Raw genomic sequence first — 18852 nt, forward strand, 5'->3', positions numbered from 1 at the left:
CGCAACTATAATGTAACCCCATGTTTTATAGCAGGAGCAAGTCTTTCATCATGGAGCAGGTTTATAATTTTTGCGCCGGACCGGCAATGATCCCGGCAGAGGTTTTAAAAAAAGCACAGCAAGAGCTGATCGACTGGAATGGACTGGGCACATCGGTGATGGAAATCAGTCACCGCAGCAAAGAGTTCGTAGTCGTCGCCAAGCAGTCCGAGCAAGACCTGCGTGACCTGCTGTCCATCCCTGATAATTACCACGTTCTGTTCTGCCATGGCGGGGCTCGTGCTCAGTTTGCGGCTGTACCGCTGAACCTGTTGGGTGAGGCCAGCAGTGCCGATTATGTGGATGGTGGCTACTGGGCTCATAGCGCGGCCGAAGAGGCGGAAAAATACTGTTCGCCGAATATCATTGATATTACCTGTGAAAAAGACGGTAAACGTGCAGTGCTGCCTGCCGCACAATGGCCGCTGTCAGATGATGCAGCATTTGTACATTTCTGCCCGAACGAAACTATCGACGGGATTGAAATCCGTGACTTGCCTGTTACCGATAAACCGATTGTCGCGGACTTGTCCTCAACAATTCTGTCCCGTGAAATTGATGTCTCCAAATATGGGGTAATCTATGCTGGTGCACAGAAGAACATCGGTCCTGCCGGCCTGACGATTGTGATTGTCCGTGATGATTTGCTGGGTAAAGCCAGAGCTGCCCTGCCAAGCGTGCTGGATTACACCGTACAGGTCGATAAAGAGTCGATGTTTAACACCCCGCCGACATTTGCCTGGTACCTGGCCGGTGAAGTCTTCAAGTGGCTGAAATCCATTGGCGGTGTGGCAGAAATGCAAAAACGCAATGAAGCCAAAGCCAAGGTACTTTACGATTACATCGATCAGTCAGCGTTTTACCGTAATGAGGTCCATTCGGACAACCGTTCTCTGATGAATGTCCCGTTCCAGCTGAAGAACCCTGAACTTGATGCCCTGTTCCTGGAGCAGGCTGAAGCGGCGGGTCTGAAGGCGCTGGCAGGGCACCGCGCGGTCGGTGGAATGCGTGCGTCTATCTACAACGCAATGCCTATTGAAGGTGTTCAGGCTCTGGTCGACTTCATGGTGAAGTTTGAGCAGGACAATGCCTGAGTGAAGTCGTGAGACGACATTGTTGTACAAGTAAAAAGCCGCCGAGTGCGGCTTTTTCTTTTTCCATGCAGGACTGCGGCGCCGTTTTCTGTTCTTAGCCTTAAATTTTATTCATCAACAGATGCTTTTGATTTCAGCGGCGGTTGGGGGTAGATCAGGTTGTCGACGGCAAAACCAGCCTCTCGAGCCCGCTGCAGGTAATTGCCCAGTTGCGTCTCTGTTAATGACGGTTGACGGGCGAGAATCCAGAAATATTCCTTATTGTAGCCACTGACGAGTGCCACTGAATAATCCGGCTCGAGATAAAACACCACATAGCTGCTGTAAAACGGGCCAAAGAATGAAACTTTCAGGTGTGCTTTGTTTGGCTCACCGACAAAAACGGCGCGCCCCTCAGCCTGCTTCCATTCTTGATGACTTGGGTCATAACCACGGTTCAGCACGCTGATTGAGCCATCGCTATTCTTTTCATATGTTGCGGAGACTTGGGTCAGGCCGCGTTCAAAAGAGTGATCCAGCCGGGCAATTTCATACCAGGTTCCCAGGTAACGGTTCACATCAAAAGATGAGACTGGCTGAATGTTGTCCGGTATTCCGGTACATCCCTGTAAAAAGAACAGTGCAAACAAGGGAATGATGAATCGATCACGTTGTTTTCGACAAAGGCACATCAGCCAGTTCATGGTATCTCCTGATAAGTTTGAGGAAAAAAGCGCACTAACGGGTCAAAACAGCAAAATTAGACCTTAAACAGGACTGGCGAACCGCCATATTATTGGTTACTCTGCTGAGACTGTGACCAAACAGGATTAAAGATAATACAGATGGAAAGTTTAACGTTACAGCCGATAAACAAGATCAATGGTACTGTGAACCTGCCGGGTTCAAAAAGTGTTTCCAACCGCGCCTTGCTGTTGGCTGCGTTAGCAAATGGGACAACCCGCCTGACCAATCTGCTCGACAGTGACGATATTCGTCATATGCTCAATGCCCTGAGCTTGTTGGGCGTGAACTACCAGTTGTCCGACGATAAAACTGTTTGCGAAGTGACGGGAGTGGGCGGTGCATTTCATTCTGCTCAGCCCTTGGAGCTGTTTCTGGGAAATGCCGGTACGGCGATGCGTCCGCTGGCAGCGGCTCTTTGCCTCGGGCAAGGGGAGTACATCCTGACTGGCGAACCACGTATGAAAGAGCGTCCGATTGGCCACTTGGTTGATGCGCTGCGTTCTGCCGGGGCAGATATCACCTATCTGGAAAACGATGGTTTTCCGCCGCTGAACATAACCGGAACCGGACTGAAAGGTGGCAGGGTTGAGATTGACGGTTCGATTTCCAGCCAGTTCCTAACCGCGTTTCTGATGGCGGCCCCGCTGGCTGAAGCGGATACCGAAATTCGCATCATCGGCGATCTGGTTTCCAAGCCTTATATTGATATCACTCTGCATATCATGGCTCAGTTTGGCGTGAACGTGGAAAATCAGAACTACCAGGCCTTTATCGTTAAAGGCGGGCAGAGTTACCAGTCGCCGGGTGAGTTTCTGGTGGAAGGTGATGCGTCCTCAGCGTCTTACTTCCTTGCTGCCGCCGCAATTCGCGGTGGTGAAGTGAAAGTCACCGGTATCGGCAAGAAAAGTATTCAGGGTGATGTGCAGTTTGCCGACGCACTGGCGGCGATGGGGGCTGACATCGAATGGGGCGATGACTATGTAATTGCCCGCAAAGGTGAATTAAAAGCCATTGATATGGACTTCAACCACATCCCTGATGCTGCCATGACCATCGCTACTGCGGCGTTGTTTGCGGAAGGTACGACCGCAATTCGCAATGTGTACAACTGGCGCGTCAAAGAAACTGACCGTCTCAGTGCCATGGCAACCGAGCTGCGTAAAGTGGGCGCGGAAGTGGAAGAGGGTGAAGATTTCATCACTATCACACCGCCGGCTCAGTTGCAGCATGCGGCCATCGATACTTACGACGATCACCGTATCGCAATGTGTTTCTCGCTGGTGGCATTGAGTGATACGCCGGTAACCATCAATGATCCGAAGTGTACGTCAAAAACCTTCCCGGATTACTTTGATAAACTGGCCATTCTTAGTCAGTAACTGGCATAATTTCAGACCGTTGTCCGACAACCCGCCATCACGGCGGGTTGTTTTTTTATTCGTTAATGGTCCAGAAGATAACCGGATTACAGATTGGTATCACCGCCTATTTTCCCGTATACTATGGCCCCGCTTGGGAGCGGTAATACGCATCAGTGTTGCCCGTCTGACTCGCGCAGATGCGTATTACTGCTTACATTAGAACAAGTTCGGAGAAAACCTATGTCTACTCACGCGCCAGTGATCACTGTCGATGGACCAAGCGGTGCCGGTAAAGGCACACTGTGTATGCTGTTGGCAGAAAAACTGGGCTGGAAGCTTCTGGATTCAGGTGCGATTTATCGTGTGTTGGCTCTGGCGGCTATCCATCACGGCGTTGATCTGGAATCAGAAGATGCCCTGGTACCACTGGCGGCGCATCTGGATGTTGAATTCATTGCGGAAGGCGAGTTGGTGAAGGTGATCCTGGAAGGTGAAGATGTTTCCGGCGAACTTCGTAAAGAAGAAACCGGCATGGCTGCCTCCAAAGTTGCGGCACTGCCTCGCGTGCGTGAAGCGCTGCTGCGACGTCAGCGTGCTTTCAGCGAAGCACCGGGTCTGGTCGCTGACGGCCGAGATATGGGAACCGTAGTTTTCCCGCAGGCTGAAGTGAAAATCTTCCTTGATGCAAGTGCAGAGGAACGTGCAGAACGTCGTATGAAGCAGTTGCAACAGAAAGGCTTAGATGTTAACTTTGACCACCTTTTGAAAGAAATTCAGGAACGTGACCATCGAGATCGCAATCGCGCGGTCGCGCCGTTACGTCCCGCAGCTGATGCTTTGGTGCTAGACTCTACTGAGATGTCAATAGAGCAAGTGACCGAACAGGCATTAGCGTATATTGAACAGAAATTATCTGCTGAGTAATCAGCATGATCGCGTCGGTTTCACGGATGAAAACTGACTTTACTATCAACCCCATGCGGTAGGATACCCGTGGTTGTTTATTAAATTGAAGATTGAATAATGACTGAATCTTTTGCTCAGCTCTTTGAAGAGTCACTAAAAGAAGTAGAAACACGTCAAGGTGCCATCGTTAAAGGTACTGTTGTAGCTATCGAAAACGGTTATGTACTGGTTGACGCAGGCCTGAAGTCTGAGTCTTCTATCCCTGCTGAAGAATTCAAGAACGCTGCTGGCGAAATTGAAATCGAAATCGGTGCAGAAGTTGACGTTGCTCTTGACGCTGTTGAAGACGGCTTTGGTGAAACTAAGCTTTCTCGTGAGAAAGCGAAGCGCCACGAAGCTTGGATCGTTCTAGAGAAAGCTTACGAAGACGCTGAAACTGTTGTTGGTATCATCAACGGTAAAGTTAAAGGCGGCTTCACAGTTGAACTGAACGGTATCCGTGCGTTCCTACCAGGTTCACTGGTTGACGTTCGTCCAGTTCGTGACACTGCTCACCTGGAAAACAAAGAGCTAGAGTTCAAAGTAATCAAGCTAGACCAGAAGCGTAACAACGTAGTTGTTTCTCGCCGCGCAGTTATCGAATCTGAAAACAGCGTTGAGCGTGACGAACTGCTGGCTTCTCTACAAGAAGGCATGGAAGTTAAAGGTATCGTTAAGAACCTGACTGACTACGGTGCGTTCGTAGATCTGGGTGGTGTTGACGGTCTTCTGCACATCACTGACATGGCTTGGAAGCGCGTTAAGCACCCATCTGAAATCGTTAATGTTGGCGACGAGATCAACGTTAAAGTTCTTAAGTTCGACCGTGAGCGTACTCGCGTATCACTAGGCCTTAAGCAACTGGGCGAAGATCCATGGGTAGCTATCGCTAAGCGTTACCCAGAAGGCACTAAGCTGTCTGGTCGCGTAACTAACCTGACTGACTACGGCTGCTTCGTTGAAATCGAAGAAGGCGTTGAAGGTCTGGTACACGTTTCTGAGATGGATTGGACTAACAAGAACATCCACCCATCTAAAGTTGTTAACGTGGGCGATGAAGTTGAAGTTATGGTTCTGGATATCGACGAAGAACGTCGTCGTATCAGCCTAGGTCTGAAACAGTGTAAAGCGAACCCATGGCAGTCATTTGCAGAAATGCAAGCTAAAGGCGATCGCGTAACTGGTAAGATCAAGTCAATCACTGACTTCGGTATCTTCATCGGTCTTGACGGCGGCATCGACGGTCTGGTTCACCTGTCTGACATTTCTTGGAATGTTGCAGGCGAAGACGCTGTTCGTGACTTCAAGAAAGGCGACGAAATCTCTGCAGTTGTTCTGGCTGTTGACGCTGAGCGTGAGCGCATCTCTCTGGGCATCAAGCAAATCGAAGAAGATCCGTTCAACGGCTTCGTTGCTATGAACAAGAAAGGCGCTCTGGTAACTGGTACAGTTACTGCTGTTGACGCGAAAGGCGCAACTGTTGAGCTGGCTGAAGGTGTTGAAGGTTACCTGCGTGCATCTGAAGCTTCTGTTGACCGTGTTGAAGACGCAACTCTGGTTCTGTCTGTTGGCGATTCTGTTGAAGCTAAATTCACAGGCGTTGATCGTAAGAACCGCGTAATCAACCTGTCAGTTCGCGCTAAAGACGTTGCTGAAGAGCAAGAAGCAATGGCTGCACTGAACAAGCAAGATGATGCTGCGTTCGGTAACGCTATGGCTGACGCTTTCAAAGCTGCTAAAGGCGAATAATTGAGCATAGGGGGATCATTTTTCCCCCTAAGCGGTTATACTATTGAGAAACATACTAAAAACGGAGTGTTTATGACAAAGTCTGAATTAATTGAAAGACTATGCAGTCAACAAACACATCTTTCTGCCAAACAGGTAGAAGATGCAATCAAGGAAATCCTTGAGCACATGGCTTCAACGCTCGCTGAAGGTGACCGTATTGAAATCCGTGGCTTTGGTAGCTTCTCTTTACATTACCGCGCTCCACGTGTAGGTCGTAACCCTAAAACCGGGGATAAGGTTGAGTTGGACGGCAAGTACGTTCCTCACTTTAAACCAGGTAAGGAATTACGCGACCGCGTTAACGCTTCAATTATTGGTTAACCGCGTATAAATAAAAAAACGGCATGCTGTTAAGTGTGCCGTTTTTTTTTATGCGTTTTGATCATGGTCTGTAGAGCCAAAATCCTGCATAATCAGCCCATACCATCTGCCTTTACAGGTAAGCGAATTTTTTAAAACATAGAGCTTTTACTTTAGCAGATAGGTACAATCTATTTTTCATTCGAGTGAGAAGGATTCACGATGAAGATACTGACTGTTCTCGTATTGGTTGCCTGCTTTTTACTTACCCTTGCGTTAGGCGCCCAGAACCAACAGCTTGTCAATTTTGACTATTTGCTCGCTCAGGGTGAGTTCCAGTTATCAACTCTGCTTGGCATTGCCTTCGGTGCCGGTTTTATCATTGGTTGGATGATTTGCGGCCTGCTGTATCTGAAAGCCCGCTTCACTAAAAATCGCCTAGGCAAAAAAGTGGCTAAACAGCAGAAAGAACTGGAGCAGTTACGCGCTGAGCCTGTTAAGGAATAATCGTTAATGCTAGAGCTGTTGTTCCTGTTATTGCCGATTGCCGCCGGTTACGGCTGGTATATGGGTAACAGGAGCGCTAGTAACAAACAACAGGAGCAGTCTCACCACATGTCACGTCAGTACGTGACGGGGTTAAACTTACTGCTGTCAGATCAGTCTGACAAAGCAGTTGATGTGTTTATTGAGCTGCTCCAAGTTGACAGTGAAACAATTGATACGCACCTGGCTCTGGGGAATCTGTTCCGCAGCCGGGGCGAAGTCGATCGTGCTATCCGCATTCACCAAAACCTTATTGCACGTCCAAACCTGACCATTGACCAGCGCAATCTTGCATTGCAGCAATTGGCACAGGACTACATGGCCGCCGGCTTTTTTGACCGGGCCGAGAAAATTTTTGAGCAGCTGCTGGATGAGCCCGATCATCGCAAAGGGGCGCTGCAACAACTGCTGACCATATACCAGCAGACCCGCGAGTGGGATAAAGCCATTGAAATGGCGACGCAGCTGGTCAAAATGGGGAAATCCCGGCTCAAGCATGACATTGCTCACTTCTGGTGTGAGATGGCGATGCTGGAAATGAGTGCGCAAAATCCGGATAAAGCCAAGCAGATGCTGAAAAAAGCCCTGTCGGTTGATAAATCCTGTGTTCGTGCAACGATTATGCTGGCGAAAATCCTGATCACTGAGGACGACTTTAAAGCGGCTGCCAAGCAACTCGAAAAGGTGGTGGAGCAGGACATCGTCTTCGTTGGTGAGGCGCTGCCTTTGCTGCTGCAGTGTTATGAAGCCACAAATAATGAAGCCGGCTGGCTGCGTTTTCTGCACTATTGTGTGGAACATGAAGCTGGTTCAACCGCCGAGCTGATGTTAGCTGATGAAATTGCCAAGCGTGAGGGATCAACCTTAGCGCAGACGTTCATGACCCGGCAGCTCCAGAAAAATCCGACCATGAAGGGTTTTTATCAGCTGATGGAGTACCACCTGGACGAAGCCGAAGAAGGGCGGGCGAAAGACAGCCTGTCGACATTGCGCGGCCTGGTTGGTGAGCAGTTGAAAACCAAGCCTCATTATCGGTGCAGCCAGTGTGGATTTGCGACGCACTCTCTATACTGGCAGTGTCCTTCCTGTAAAGGGTGGGGATCCGTCAAACCGATTCGTGGTCTTGATGGTGAATAAGCATTCTTGAAAGCCCGTTCAGCAATGAACGGGCTTTTTTGTATTTAGTCTTTTCGCAATTAACCTCGCCTGACAAACGATTGGTCTCCTGAGAAAAGTGTCACTTTTGGTGCTTTTGTCGAAAAGCTTAAAAAATTCTCGATAAATGGACATTTTATTGTACAATCCTGACCGCCCTCAGCGCGCCTGTGCTCGCCGGGTGATTTGTGAACCGTAACTCAGCAGGAGATGCCATGTTAGATCCAAAAGTCATTGTTGCACTCGACTATCCAAGCCAGGACGAAGCCTTAGCTTTTGTTGACCGGATTGAGCCGGGTAGTTGTCGATTAAAAGTCGGCAAAGAGATGTTTACTTATTTTGGCCCTGATTTTGTGCGTAAACTGCATGATCGGGGCCATTCTGTATTCCTGGACCTAAAATTTCATGACATTCCGAATACCTGTTCCCGCGCGGTAGCGGCGGCTGCGGAACTGGGTGTATGGATGGTCAATGTCCATGCCAGCGGTGGTGAGCGTATGATGGCTGCATCACGTGATATTCTTGAGCCTTATGGCAAAGATCGTCCGTTGCTGATTGCGGTGACTGTACTGACCAGCATGGAAGCTTCTGATTTGCGTGGTATTGGTATTACAGCCGAGCCTCAGGAGCATGTACTGAATCTGGCGCGTCTGACGAAAAACAGCGGTCTTGATGGGGTCGTGTGTTCTGCTCAGGAAGCCAGCATGCTGAAATCAGAGCTGGGTACTGAATTTAAACTGGTGACGCCTGGTATTCGCCCAGCAGGCAGTGCCGCAGGTGATCAGCGCCGTGTGATGACACCGGTTGAAGCGGTACAGGCGGGTTCCGATTATCTGGTGATTGGCCGTCCGATTACACAGGCCGCAGATCCAGCCGCTGTGCTGGCTGAAATTAACCAGAGCCTGTCTTAATGTCATCAACTGGCTCTGGTGTTCAGAGCCAGTTGCATTGCCCTGTCAGTGTTTTATTCTTCTTGCTTCTTGCTTCTTGCTTCTTGCTTCTTGCTTCTTGCTTCTTGCTTCTTGCTTCTTGCTTCTTGCTTCTTGCTTCTTGCTTCTTGCTTCTTGCCGCTGCAGAACCGTATGGTTCGACTGGCACTGTCATCGAGCCTATGCCTTTTAGGGCATTATGATGTGCTTCACTGATGATAAATCGTGACAAAGCAGGCAGTTATCTTTTCCTGTCCGGCCTACACTGAATACAAAACTGAGTATTGTTCCCCAGTTGCCCCCCGATAAGCTTATCGGCGTGGGGCCATGCTGAAGGTGTGCGCTCGAACGCCGAACCGCCTCAGTGAAGGTCAGAGTATACCAATATCCGGTATGACAGCCATCGATACGGAAGCGCGATATGGAAACCACCCTGGATCTGTCTTCTCCTTTTGTTCGTCTTGCAATCGCCCTGTTGCTGGGGGCGATCATTGGTATTCAACGCGGCTGGGTAGAGCGTAATGAAGCTGCCGGCAGTCGGGTGGCAGGCATCCGGACATATTCACTGATTGGCCTGCTCGGTGGGGTTTGTGGGCTGTTAGCCAGTTTATACTCGGAGCTGTTTCTGGGGCTGTCCTTCCTTGGCCTGGCTGTGATCATTACTGTGGCCTACGCTTACCGTCTGCGGAGCCAGGCGAATTTGAGTATTACCGGCTTGATAGGGATGCTGCTGACGTTTCTGCTTGGCGCACTGGCCGTGGTCGAGAACCCAGCGCTGGCGGCATCTGCTGCGGTAATCACCGCCATTATTCTCGACAACAAGCGTGAGCTGCATGATGCCCTGTCTAAGCTGCAGGAGTACGAGCTGGATGCGGCTTTACGCCTGCTGCTGATTTCTGTGGTGATGCTGCCGTTGTTGCCCAATGAGCAAGTGGGCCCTTTTAATGCGATAAACCCTTACGAAATCTGGTGGATGGTTGTCCTGATTGCCAGTATCTCGTTTATCGGCTACTTCGCCATGAAGATCGGCGGAGCTGAAAAGGGGATTCTGCTGACCTGTCTGTTTGCTGGCCTTAGCTCTTCGACGGCGCTGACACTGCAGTTTTCTAACCTTTCCAAACAGCAGCCTCGGTTGTGTGGGCTGCTCGCGAGTGGCATTTTACTCAGCTGCGGCACTATGTTCCCGCGTATTTTGTTCATCAGTTACGTGATTAACTCATCGCTGTTGAGCCTGCTCTGGTTGCCGATGACGGCCATGATGGTCGGTTTCTATCTGCCTGCCGCTTGGATCTGGAAAAAAAATAAAATGGACAGCCAGACCAACCCTGAAATGAAACAAAACCCGTTGGCACTTTCCTCAGCCTTGATGTTTGGTTTGGGGTTGATGCTGATTATATTGCTGGCGACCGCATTACAGCAGTGGTTTGGCAATACCGGGACCCTGATTCTGTCGGCGATTTCCGGGATCACCGATGTTGATGCCATCACGCTGGCATTGGGACGGCAGAGTATCGACACATTGACGCTGACGACGGCTGCCACCGGGATCTTCATTGCCTCGGCGGTTAACAGCTTGGTGAAAATGGGAATGGCGGTGGTTATTGGTGATAGCCGAATGGCAAAATTCGTGGTCTGGCCAATTCTTCTGGCGGTGGCTCTGGGGGCGGGCTCTGTGGTTCTGATGAGCTGAGCAAGGTTTGTTGTGCTGACACGTGGATAGTGCCAGCACATGCAAAGGGTCACACCCGCTCAGTACTCGATTTTGGGTGTCACGCTGCTGAGACGGTTGGTCCGGTCGTGGGCGGGGGCTGAAAAATGGCTGTCGAGCAGTTTCTGGGTCAGTGGATGTTGAGGGTTGTTGAAGACCTCCAGAGTCGGGCCTTGTTCGACCACGTCTCCGGTCTGCATGACCATCACCTTATCGGTGAAGTGTTTGATTACCCCCATATGCTGTGACACATAGATGTAGGACAGCCCCATCTCTTCCTGCAGTTCCAGCAGCAGGTTGATGATTTGCGAACGCATCGACATATCCAGACCGTTCAGTGCTTCGTCTGCCACGATGATACAAGGCTGAAGAATCAGTGCCCGGGCGAGAGAAACCCGCTGTTTCTGGCCGGTTGCCAGCATTTGTGGGTAAAAGTACGCATGTTCGGGTAACAGGCCAACCCGTTTCAGGGTCTCCATGATTCGACGCTCACGTGCCTGCGGGGTCATCTGGGTGTTTCGTTTTAATGGTCCTTCCAGGATCTTACCAATCTGAATGCGCGGGTTCAGGGAGGTGTTGGGATCCTGAAAGATCATCCGGATCAGCTTGCAGCGGGTCTGGTAGTCACGGTGAGCCAGTGGTTCGCCGTTGACACGAATAATCCCTTCCGTTGGCTCGACTACACCGGCCAGCATTTTGGCCAGTGTTGATTTGCCGGATCCGTTTTCACCGATGAACGCGATGGTTTCACCGGCTTCCAGCGAAAAGGAAACCGGTTTCACCGCTTCAATAGTACGACGATGAAACAGGCCTGAGCGATAGTGGTAATCTTTTTTGAGGTTCTCGACCTCTAGCAGCGCGCTCATTTATTGGTTTCCTCCATATTCAGCGGGAAGTGGCAGCTGAATTTATGGTTTTTAATCTTCCGTCGCTTCGGTACTTCGACGCATTTGCGCTGGGCGTGCGGGCAGCGGGGGCCCAATCGGCAACCAATCGGTAAGTGCTGCAACGGTGGGATCGAGCCGGGCAGGGTTTCCAGCTTACTTTTGTGCGGCAGGATATCGAGGTTGAAATCCGGCATCGCGCGCAGCAGGGCTTCGGTGTATGGATGATGCGGCGATTCCAACAGTTGCTGGCGGCTGCCGGACTCCACAGACTGGCCGCAGTACATCACGGTGATGCGGTCGGCCCACTGGGTTACGGCACTCAAGTCATGACTGACCAGCAAAATGGTGGTATTGCCGAGTTGGTTCATCCGGCTGAGCAGACGGAAAATCTGCGCTTGCGTGATCGGGTCCAGGTCATTGGTCGGTTCATCGGCAATGAGCAGGCGCGGGCGGTTAGCAATGGCCATGGCAATCATGACTTTTTGGCACTCACCGTCCGTCAGTTCGTACGGATAGCTGCGCATGACCCGGCGGTGCTCTTTAATCCCGACTTTATGGAGCAGGGCAATCGCCTGTTTTTGACGCCAGTGGAAGCGTTGCCAGAAATGTCCGTTGAAAGAGGACGATGGAATCGCTTCTTCCAACTGCGCCCCGACGTGCTCGCTGGGATCCAGACACGATGACGGTTCCTGGAAAATCATCGCAATTTCCCGGCCAACAACCTTTCGGCGCTCGCGTGGTGACAGGGCCAGCAGATCAATATCTCCCAGACGCAAACGGTCTGCGCTGACACGCCAGTTGGCTTTGGTCACCCCGGCAATCGCCTTGGCAACCAGACTTTTTCCTGACCCTGACTCACCCACAAGACCGCGGACTTCACCTTCATTGATGGTTAGGCTCATCCTGTCAACAGCTTTGACCATCCCTTGTGGGGTGTCGATTTCAATCGTCAGGTTTCGAATATCTAACAGTGGCATTAGTCAATCCCCGCATTAATGGCCTGGCGGAGTCCTTCTCCTACTAAGTTTACCACTAACACACTGAAGGTAATGGCCAGACCCGGTAATGTAACAGTCCATGGGGCCAGATAAATCAGTTCAATCGAATCGCCCAGCATGGCTCCCCACTCCGGCTGCGGTGCCTGAGCACCCAGCCCGAGAAAACCTAGGGCGGCAATATCGAGGATCGCGATGGAAATCGCACGCGTCAGCTCGTTGGTCAGCACGGTCAAAATATTCGGCAGTATCGAGTTATACAGCAGGTAGAAGTTATTGGCGCCGTCCAAACGGGCCGCGATGATATAGTCTTTTTCTACTTCGGTATGCACTGCCAGGTATACCGCGCGGATAAATCGCGGGATCAGGGCCAGCCAGATAGCCAGCAGGATGTTCACTTCCCCCGGCCCCATGTAGGCTACAACGATAATGGCGAGTAGCAGGGAAGGGATAGACATTACGGTATCCAAAACGTGGTTCAGGAAGCTGGATTTCAGACCCTGAGTCATCCCGGCCAGGACGCCAATTAGAATACCGATCACGGCAGAGGCCAGCGCGATGAGCACGGCGTAGCCGAATGTGAGCTGTGAGCCCAGAATCAGGCGGCTGAGAATATCGCGACCCAGATCATCGGTGCCGAAGAAAAATTCCACATGGCCGCTTGGATCCCAGGAGGGCGGCATCAACAGCTCACCAACCTGGCTGGCCGGCGCATACGGAGCCAGCAGCGGGGCCGCCAGCGTCACCAAAATCAGTAAAATAAGGCACCAGAAACCAAAAAAGGCGATCGAATTGGCGCGGAAGTTTTGCCAGGCGCGCTCCCATTGCGTCGGGATCTTGGTTTCCTGGTAAATGTTATTTGATAGCATACCATTCCTTGCGCACAAGCGGGTTAACGAAGGCACCAGCCAGATCAGACAGAATATTGGCCAGCAGGATAAAGCTGCCAACCGTTATTACGCCAGCCTGAATCGCCACATAGTTTTGCGCCGAAATGGCATCGAGTAGCCAGCGGCCGATGCCCGGCCAGTTGAAGATAGACTCGGTCAGCATGGCAAAGGTCATCATGGTCGAAAACTGCATCCCCAACTTAGGAATAATCGGCGGAATGGCGTTGCGCAGCACGTGGCGAGTGATGATTTCAAACATCGACAGACCCTTAGTTTGCGCGACTTTGATAAAGTTCTGATCCATCACATCCGAAACTGACGCCCGGGTCAGGCGAATAACTTCGGTGGTGGGTGCCATGGCCAGTACCAGAGTGGGCAGGATCAAATGGCTGATGACGTTCATCAGTGCTTCGGCGCGATAAGGCTGTGGCGACAGCATCACGTCGAACAGGGCAACCCCCGTCACCGGTTCAATTTCGTACAGCAGGCTGAACCGACCGGAAACCGGCAGCAGGCCCAGCTTCAGCGAAAACAGCATAATCAGCAGCAACGCCAGCCAGAACAGCGGAATTGAGTAGCCGACCAGAGTCACGGAGGAGATCACCGTGTCGATGAACCGGCCCCGTTTAACTCCGGCCAGCGTGCCCAGCGGAATCCCCACGACCAGAGATAAAATGAAGGCAAAGAAACAGAGTTCCAACGTCGCCGGAAAAACTGCGATCACTTCTTGCACAATAGGCACACCTGCCTGATTCATACCGAGGTTGCCAAAGCGCAGGTTATCCAGGTAAATGAACCAGCCCGACCAGAAAGAGCGCACGCTCCAGAAAGATTCAGGATCCAGGCGGAGAATACTGTAGCCAATCAGGGTTAGGATCAGCATGGTAATGATGAACAGGTTTAACCGTCGAATCGTATAAATAAACATACTAGTTTTCGTTCCGGTATACAGTCGAGAAAGAACGGGTGCCAAACGGGCTCATCTGCAACCCGCTCAGTGAGCGGTGATGAACCTGGAAATGGACGCCGTGCGCCAGCGGAACAATGGGAACTTCCTTATCCAGAATATCCTGAGCGACGTGGTAATAATCCAGCCGTTGATCCAGTTTTGTGGTCCGGGAGGCAAGCTCCAGCAGGTTTTCAAAATCCAGATTACACCAGTTGGCGACGTTCAGACCGGCCTGTTTGGCATCGCAGGAAAGCAACGGACGCAGGAAGTTATCCGGATCGCCGTTGTCGGCAATCCAGCCGGCCAGAATCAAATCACTGTTGGCTTTATCAATAGTGCTGAAGCGACGAACCGAATCCTGCGTGATGATGTTCACTTTCACCCCAATGGCATTGAGGTCAGCCTGAATCAGTTCTGCCGTTTTGCGTGGACTCGGGTTATACGGACGTGGCTCAAGCGGTACCCACAGACTGAGCATCAGATTTTTCTCGTACCCGGCTTCTTTGAGCAGGGCCTGAGCCCGCTCCGGATCGTAATCGAGCGCCTGACTGTTATGGTTATACGCCCAGGACATTGGCGGCAGCAGGCTGCGCGCTTTAGTACCGGTGCCGTAGTAGACGGAATTAAGCAGATTTTCCCGGTTGATGGCGTGATTGATGGCCTGACGTACCCGGACATCTTTCAGTTCCGGCTGATTCGTATCGAGCGCCAGAAACGCCACGTTCATGCCGGTCTGGGCATTCAATTCGTAATTGTCGTTATCGCTGATCACCGGTAACTGGCTGGCAACCGGTGACGACAAGACATCACACTCACCGCTGAGCAATTTAGCCAGACTGCCGGTCCCCCGCGAGGCGATATCGAAAACAACCTGTTCCATTTCTGCCTGACCCTGCCAGTAGCCCGGATGGCGTTTCAAACGGACAAAATCATTTGGCTGATAGCTGTAGAGCGCGAACGGACCGGTGCCAATCGGTTTGCGGTCAATTTGATCCGGCTTACCGGCACGCAGCAGGCTGGAAGCATATTCCGCCGAGTGGATAACGGCGTAGGTGGTTGCCATGTTCGCCAGAAAGGCGTTATCCGGGCGCTTCAGGTTAAAGCGCACGGTATAAGGGTCGAGAATTTCTATCTCTTCTATCAGGTTGGCAAAGCCCTGGCTGTCAAACCAAGGGTAACGCCCGCCGGAGACCGCGTGATAAGGATGATTCGGGTTGATGACCCGTGAAAAACTGAATGCGACATCCTGCGCGTTAAACTCGCGGGTCGGGGTAAACCAGGGCGTGGTCTGAAAGGCGATGCCTTTTCGCAGCTCAAACGTGTATGCCAGACCATCTTCACTGATAGTCCAGTTACTCGCCAGTGCCGGGGTCGGCTGGTGGCTGACCGGATCCAGCAACAGCAGGCGGTCAAAAATTTGCGCCGCCAGCGTATCGGCCGTCAGCCCTCCGTCAGTCAGTTGAGGGTTGAAGGTTGCCGGCGTATCTTGCCCGCAATATACAAAGCCGCGGCTGCGTATATTGCTGTCCTGCTGAGGGTCGCTGCAGCCAACCAGGCTGGCCAGGCTGACACACGCAAGCAGAAGACGAGTATAAGCGCTCATAAGATAAGAAATTTTCTGAAAACAAGGTTACAAATTTACCATTATCCCACTGACACACCAAGCCATCAGCCATAAATACCTGCCAGGGGCAGGTGTTTTATGATGGGAAAATCACCAATTAAGCAAAGTGGACCCGCAATTAAGTCTCATTGCTGCCAACCAGCTGATATTTTCTCAGCAGGCCTCTCAGTTGATGGTAGCTTAAGCAAAGCAATTCAGCGGCTTTCCGCTGATTAAACTGGCTTTGTTCCAGCGCTTTTTGGATCAGTTCAACTTCCTGATCCTGTTGCCACTGGCGAAAGTCCAGGGGCAACTCCGGCGTATGGGATACTGACAGCGTGGAAAACAGCGCCGACGGGGAAGCGAGGTCAGCTGGTTGAGTGGTTGCTGCATGGACCTCAGTTTGTTTTGTGCTCGGTGACAAGGATTTGTCGTGCCAGGGCGCATGGAACGGGTCGAGGATAACCTCACCAACTGGCTCATCTTCCAGACCGTGGCGAAAGACAGAGCGTTCCACCACGTTTTTCAACTCCCGGATATTCCCCGGCCAGCTGTAGTCCTGCAGCATCGCTTTGGCGTGCCGCGTGAAACCGGCAAAATAGCTGTAGCCCAGCTCCCGACACATTCTTACTGCATAATGTTCGGCGAGGGGCAGAATATCGTCCTGGCGCTCCCGTAAAGGGGGCAGGTGGATGATGTCAAAGGCCAGCCTGTCCAGCAGGTCCGCCCGGAATTTTCCGTCTTCAGCCAGTCGCGGCAGATTTTCATTGGTTGCGCAGATCAGCCGCACATTGGCCTGACAGGTCCGGCTGCCCCCGACCCGTTCATATTCGCCGTATTCAATGACCCGCAGCAGTTTTTCCTGCACGCCAAGGGGCGTCGTACCCAGCTCATCCAGGAACAGGGTGCCGTTTTCTGCCCGCTCAAACCGTCCCTGATGGCGGCCTTTTGCTCCGGTAAAGGAACCGGCTTCGTGACCAAACAGCTCGGAATCAATCACCCCGTCGCTCAGGGCGGCACAGTTGAGTGAAACCAGCGGCTGATCCCAGCGTCGGGACAGATAGTGAATACGCTGTGCAATCAGTTCTTTACCTGTGCCTCGTTCGCCAAGAATCAGCACTGGGCGATCCAAAGGGGCCAGACGTGATGTATGATCGAGAACAGTGAGAAACGCCTCGGACTCTCCAATCAGATTATCAGGTTTTCGCATGGTCAATCTCGCTAACTATTGGCGTATATCCTCAGACTTTAGCACCGCTATAGAATGGGTGAAATCATAAGCCTATGATATTTAATGAAATTAAAAGTTGGCACAGTTGTTGTAATAACTGATGTAAGCTTGAGACATGAAACCATGCAAGCGACAGCATAACAAGCTGACTACTTCGCATATTCAACAACTGGAGAAAATGATTATGGGTATCTTTTCACGCTTTGCTGATATCGTAAACGCGAACGTTAACTCTTTGCTAGATAAAGCAGAAGACCCGCAAAAAATGATCCGCCTGATCATTCAGGAAATGGAAGACACACTGGTTGAGGTACGCACCTCTTCCGCCCGTGCCCTGGCCGACAAGAAAGAACTGCAACGTCGCATTCAGGCCATCGAATCTCAAAGTGCTGACTGGCAGCAAAAAGCCAGCCTGGCACTGGAAAAAGGCCGTGAAGACCTGGCCCGCGCCGCGCTGATTGAGAAGCAAAAGCTCAATGATGTGGCGCTGACACTGAACGAAGAGTACAAGCTGGTTGAAGAGACCATTAATAAGCTGAGTACAGAAGTGGCGGAACTGGAGCGCAAGCTGCAGGAAACCCGAGCTCGTCAGCAGGCACTGGTAATGCGTCATAAGACGGCCGACACCCGCCGTGATGTTCGTCGTCAGCTGGATACCAGCAAAGTGGACGAGGCAATGTCGAAGTTTGAGCAATACGAGCGTCGTATTGACGAGATGGAAGCCGAAGCCGACAGCTACAGCATTGGCCGTGGCAAGAGTCTGCAAGACGAGTTTGCTGATCTGCAAGCCCAGGATGACATTGAAAAAGAACTGGCGCGCATGAAAGCCAACCTGAAGGACAAAGAGTAATTCAACGGTCTGAATATCGCTTGGTATGATATTCGGTGTGGCAATCCTATTAAAGTAACTGACTGAATCTGCGCGAAAAGGAGAAAAAAATGTCTATGGGGTTTATTGTTGGTCCGCTCATCGTGTTTATGATCTTTGTAGCCCCGTTGTGGCTGATCCTGCACTACCGCAGTAAAAAACATGCGGGTGAAGGCTTATCCGGGGACGATCACCAGAAACTACAGGAGCTGGTGGCGCGTGCAGAGCAGATGAAAGATCGGATTGTGACACTGGAGCAGATTCTGGATGCAGAAGCGCCGCAATGGAGGCACAAGCAATGAATAAGACCCTTTACCGAGATCCCAAAAACGGCAAACTTGGCGGTGTGTGTGCCGGTATTGCCGAATATTTCGGGATGGAAATCTGGCTGGTTCGGATTCTGACGGTGTCAGCATTCCTGCTGGGGGTCGGATTCTTTGTCACCCTGGCGTATTTTGCAGCCTGGTTATTTCTCGACAAAATGCCGGAAGAGCGTGAGCAGCAACATTCGGTATACCGGGAGCATCATGTGAAGCAGAAGGCATGGCAGGCCGGTCAGCCAGCGGGGCAGATTTTGCGAAATGTCGAAAGTGAACTCAATGGCATGGAGCAGGAACTGCGCAAGATGGAAGCCTACGTCACGTCAACCGCCTTCAAGGTTGATCGCGAATTCCGCAACCTGTAAGCGTTCGGGTGGTTAAAAGCAGGCGAAAGCCTGCTTTTCTGTTTGTGTATGTTCTGTCCCGCCGTTTGTTTTCTGGCTTGGCACTCTTTTCTGGCTATCGCCAGAGGGCGACGGATTCCAGTCTGCTGACTAACCGATAATTTGAATGAT

Annotated in this window: 20 protein-coding genes; 12 read left to right on the plus strand and 8 right to left on the minus strand. The window is 51.4% G+C overall.

The features are described from left to right. Positions 1–50: 50 nt before the first annotated feature. The gene (serC, locus tag FH974_RS05475; protein WP_047883345.1) at positions 51–1133 is read left to right on the plus strand and encodes a 3-phosphoserine/phosphohydroxythreonine transaminase; all 1083 of its coding nucleotides are present in this window, start codon (positions 51–53) and stop codon (positions 1131–1133) included. A 107-nt stretch (positions 1134–1240) separates the two neighbouring features. Here serC and FH974_RS05480 read toward each other — a convergent pair whose 3' ends face one another. After that, positions 1241–1816, minus strand: coding sequence for a lipocalin family protein (locus FH974_RS05480; RefSeq protein ID WP_242551852.1), 576 nt, complete (start codon positions 1814–1816; stop codon positions 1241–1243). 141 nt (positions 1817–1957) lie between these two features. Here FH974_RS05480 and aroA point away from each other — a divergent pair, with 141 nt between their 5' ends. The 7 genes from aroA (at position 1958) to pyrF (ending at position 8868) form a co-directional block, all read left to right on the plus strand. Beyond that, the gene (gene aroA / locus FH974_RS05485; RefSeq protein WP_047883346.1) at positions 1958–3238 is read left to right on the plus strand and encodes a 3-phosphoshikimate 1-carboxyvinyltransferase; all 1281 of its coding nucleotides are present in this window, start codon (positions 1958–1960) and stop codon (positions 3236–3238) included. Positions 3239–3460: 222 nt separating this feature from the next. Continuing rightward, positions 3461–4144: a (d)CMP kinase gene (cmk, locus tag FH974_RS05490; RefSeq protein ID WP_047883347.1), complete on the plus strand. Its 684-nt coding sequence runs from the start codon at positions 3461–3463 to the stop codon at positions 4142–4144. A 99-nt stretch (positions 4145–4243) separates the two neighbouring features. Then, the gene (gene rpsA / locus FH974_RS05495; RefSeq protein ID WP_047883348.1) at positions 4244–5914 is read left to right on the plus strand and encodes a 30S ribosomal protein S1; all 1671 of its coding nucleotides are present in this window, start codon (positions 4244–4246) and stop codon (positions 5912–5914) included. 72 nt (positions 5915–5986) lie between these two features. After that, the gene (gene ihfB / locus FH974_RS05500) at positions 5987–6277 is read left to right on the plus strand and encodes an integration host factor subunit beta (protein WP_047883349.1); all 291 of its coding nucleotides are present in this window, start codon (positions 5987–5989) and stop codon (positions 6275–6277) included. Positions 6278–6478: 201 nt separating this feature from the next. Continuing rightward, positions 6479–6763: a LapA family protein gene (locus FH974_RS05505; RefSeq protein ID WP_047883350.1), complete on the plus strand. Its 285-nt coding sequence runs from the start codon at positions 6479–6481 to the stop codon at positions 6761–6763. Positions 6764–6769: 6 nt separating this feature from the next. Further along, positions 6770–7939, plus strand: coding sequence for a lipopolysaccharide assembly protein LapB (lapB, locus tag FH974_RS05510; protein WP_047883351.1), 1170 nt, complete (start codon positions 6770–6772; stop codon positions 7937–7939). Between the two features lie 233 nt (positions 7940–8172). Next, positions 8173–8868 carry an orotidine-5'-phosphate decarboxylase gene (gene pyrF / locus FH974_RS05515; protein WP_047883352.1) on the plus strand — a complete coding sequence of 232 codons (696 nt, stop codon included), beginning with the start codon at positions 8173–8175 and terminating at the stop codon, positions 8866–8868. A 22-nt stretch (positions 8869–8890) separates the two neighbouring features. Here pyrF and FH974_RS05520 read toward each other — a convergent pair whose 3' ends face one another. Next, positions 8891–9118: a hypothetical protein gene (locus FH974_RS05520; protein WP_207103546.1), complete on the minus strand. Its 228-nt coding sequence runs from the start codon at positions 9116–9118 to the stop codon at positions 8891–8893. Positions 9119–9307: 189 nt separating this feature from the next. Between FH974_RS05520 and FH974_RS05525 the strand changes: the two genes are divergently transcribed. Then, positions 9308–10576, plus strand: a complete 1269-nt coding sequence (locus tag FH974_RS05525; protein ID WP_047883353.1) for an MgtC/SapB family protein — start codon at positions 9308–9310, stop codon at positions 10574–10576. Positions 10577–10635: 59 nt separating this feature from the next. On the opposite strand, the gene FH974_RS05530 is transcribed toward FH974_RS05525, so the two are convergent. From FH974_RS05530 to pspF, 6 genes are all read right to left on the minus strand, one after another. Beyond that, entirely contained in the window at positions 10636–11460 is an 825-nt protein-coding gene (locus FH974_RS05530; RefSeq protein WP_047883354.1) for a peptide ABC transporter ATP-binding protein, read from the minus strand. Further along, entirely contained in the window at positions 11457–12458 is a 1002-nt protein-coding gene (locus FH974_RS05535; protein WP_047883355.1) for a peptide ABC transporter ATP-binding protein, read from the minus strand. Before FH974_RS05535 ends, FH974_RS05530 begins: the two co-directional genes overlap by 4 nt. Further along, a complete protein-coding gene (gene sapC, locus FH974_RS05540) occupies positions 12458–13345 on the minus strand; it encodes a putrescine export ABC transporter permease SapC (RefSeq protein ID WP_047883356.1) in 888 nt (295 codons plus the stop codon). The genes FH974_RS05535 and sapC overlap by 1 nt, the downstream gene beginning before the upstream one ends. Continuing rightward, on the minus strand, positions 13332–14294 hold the full coding sequence (locus FH974_RS05545; RefSeq protein WP_047883357.1) for an ABC transporter permease: 963 nt from the start codon (positions 14292–14294) through the stop codon (positions 13332–13334). Before FH974_RS05545 ends, sapC begins: the two co-directional genes overlap by 14 nt. A 1-nt stretch (position 14295) precedes the next feature. Next, positions 14296–15918 carry an ABC transporter substrate-binding protein SapA gene (gene sapA / locus FH974_RS05550; protein WP_207103547.1) on the minus strand — a complete coding sequence of 541 codons (1623 nt, stop codon included), beginning with the start codon at positions 15916–15918 and terminating at the stop codon, positions 14296–14298. 139 nt (positions 15919–16057) lie between these two features. Then, complete coding sequence (pspF, locus tag FH974_RS05555; RefSeq protein ID WP_047883359.1) at positions 16058–17128, minus strand: phage shock protein operon transcriptional activator; 1071 nt, start codon at positions 17126–17128, stop codon at positions 16058–16060. Between the two features lie 205 nt (positions 17129–17333). Here pspF and pspA point away from each other — a divergent pair, with 205 nt between their 5' ends. From pspA to pspC, 3 genes are all read left to right on the plus strand, one after another. After that, on the plus strand, positions 17334–17999 hold the full coding sequence (gene pspA, locus FH974_RS05560) for a phage shock protein PspA (RefSeq protein ID WP_047883611.1): 666 nt from the start codon (positions 17334–17336) through the stop codon (positions 17997–17999). An 89-nt stretch (positions 18000–18088) separates the two neighbouring features. Then, positions 18089–18319, plus strand: coding sequence for an envelope stress response membrane protein PspB (gene pspB, locus FH974_RS05565; RefSeq protein WP_047883360.1), 231 nt, complete (start codon positions 18089–18091; stop codon positions 18317–18319). Then, the gene (gene pspC, locus FH974_RS05570; RefSeq protein ID WP_047883361.1) at positions 18316–18702 is read left to right on the plus strand and encodes an envelope stress response membrane protein PspC; all 387 of its coding nucleotides are present in this window, start codon (positions 18316–18318) and stop codon (positions 18700–18702) included. The genes pspB and pspC overlap by 4 nt, the downstream gene beginning before the upstream one ends. The last annotated feature ends 150 nt before the right edge of the window (positions 18703–18852 follow it).

It is taken from the genome of Photobacterium ganghwense, assembly GCF_017329545.1.
In the GTDB taxonomy this organism is placed as follows: domain Bacteria; phylum Pseudomonadota; class Gammaproteobacteria; order Enterobacterales; family Vibrionaceae; genus Photobacterium; species Photobacterium ganghwense.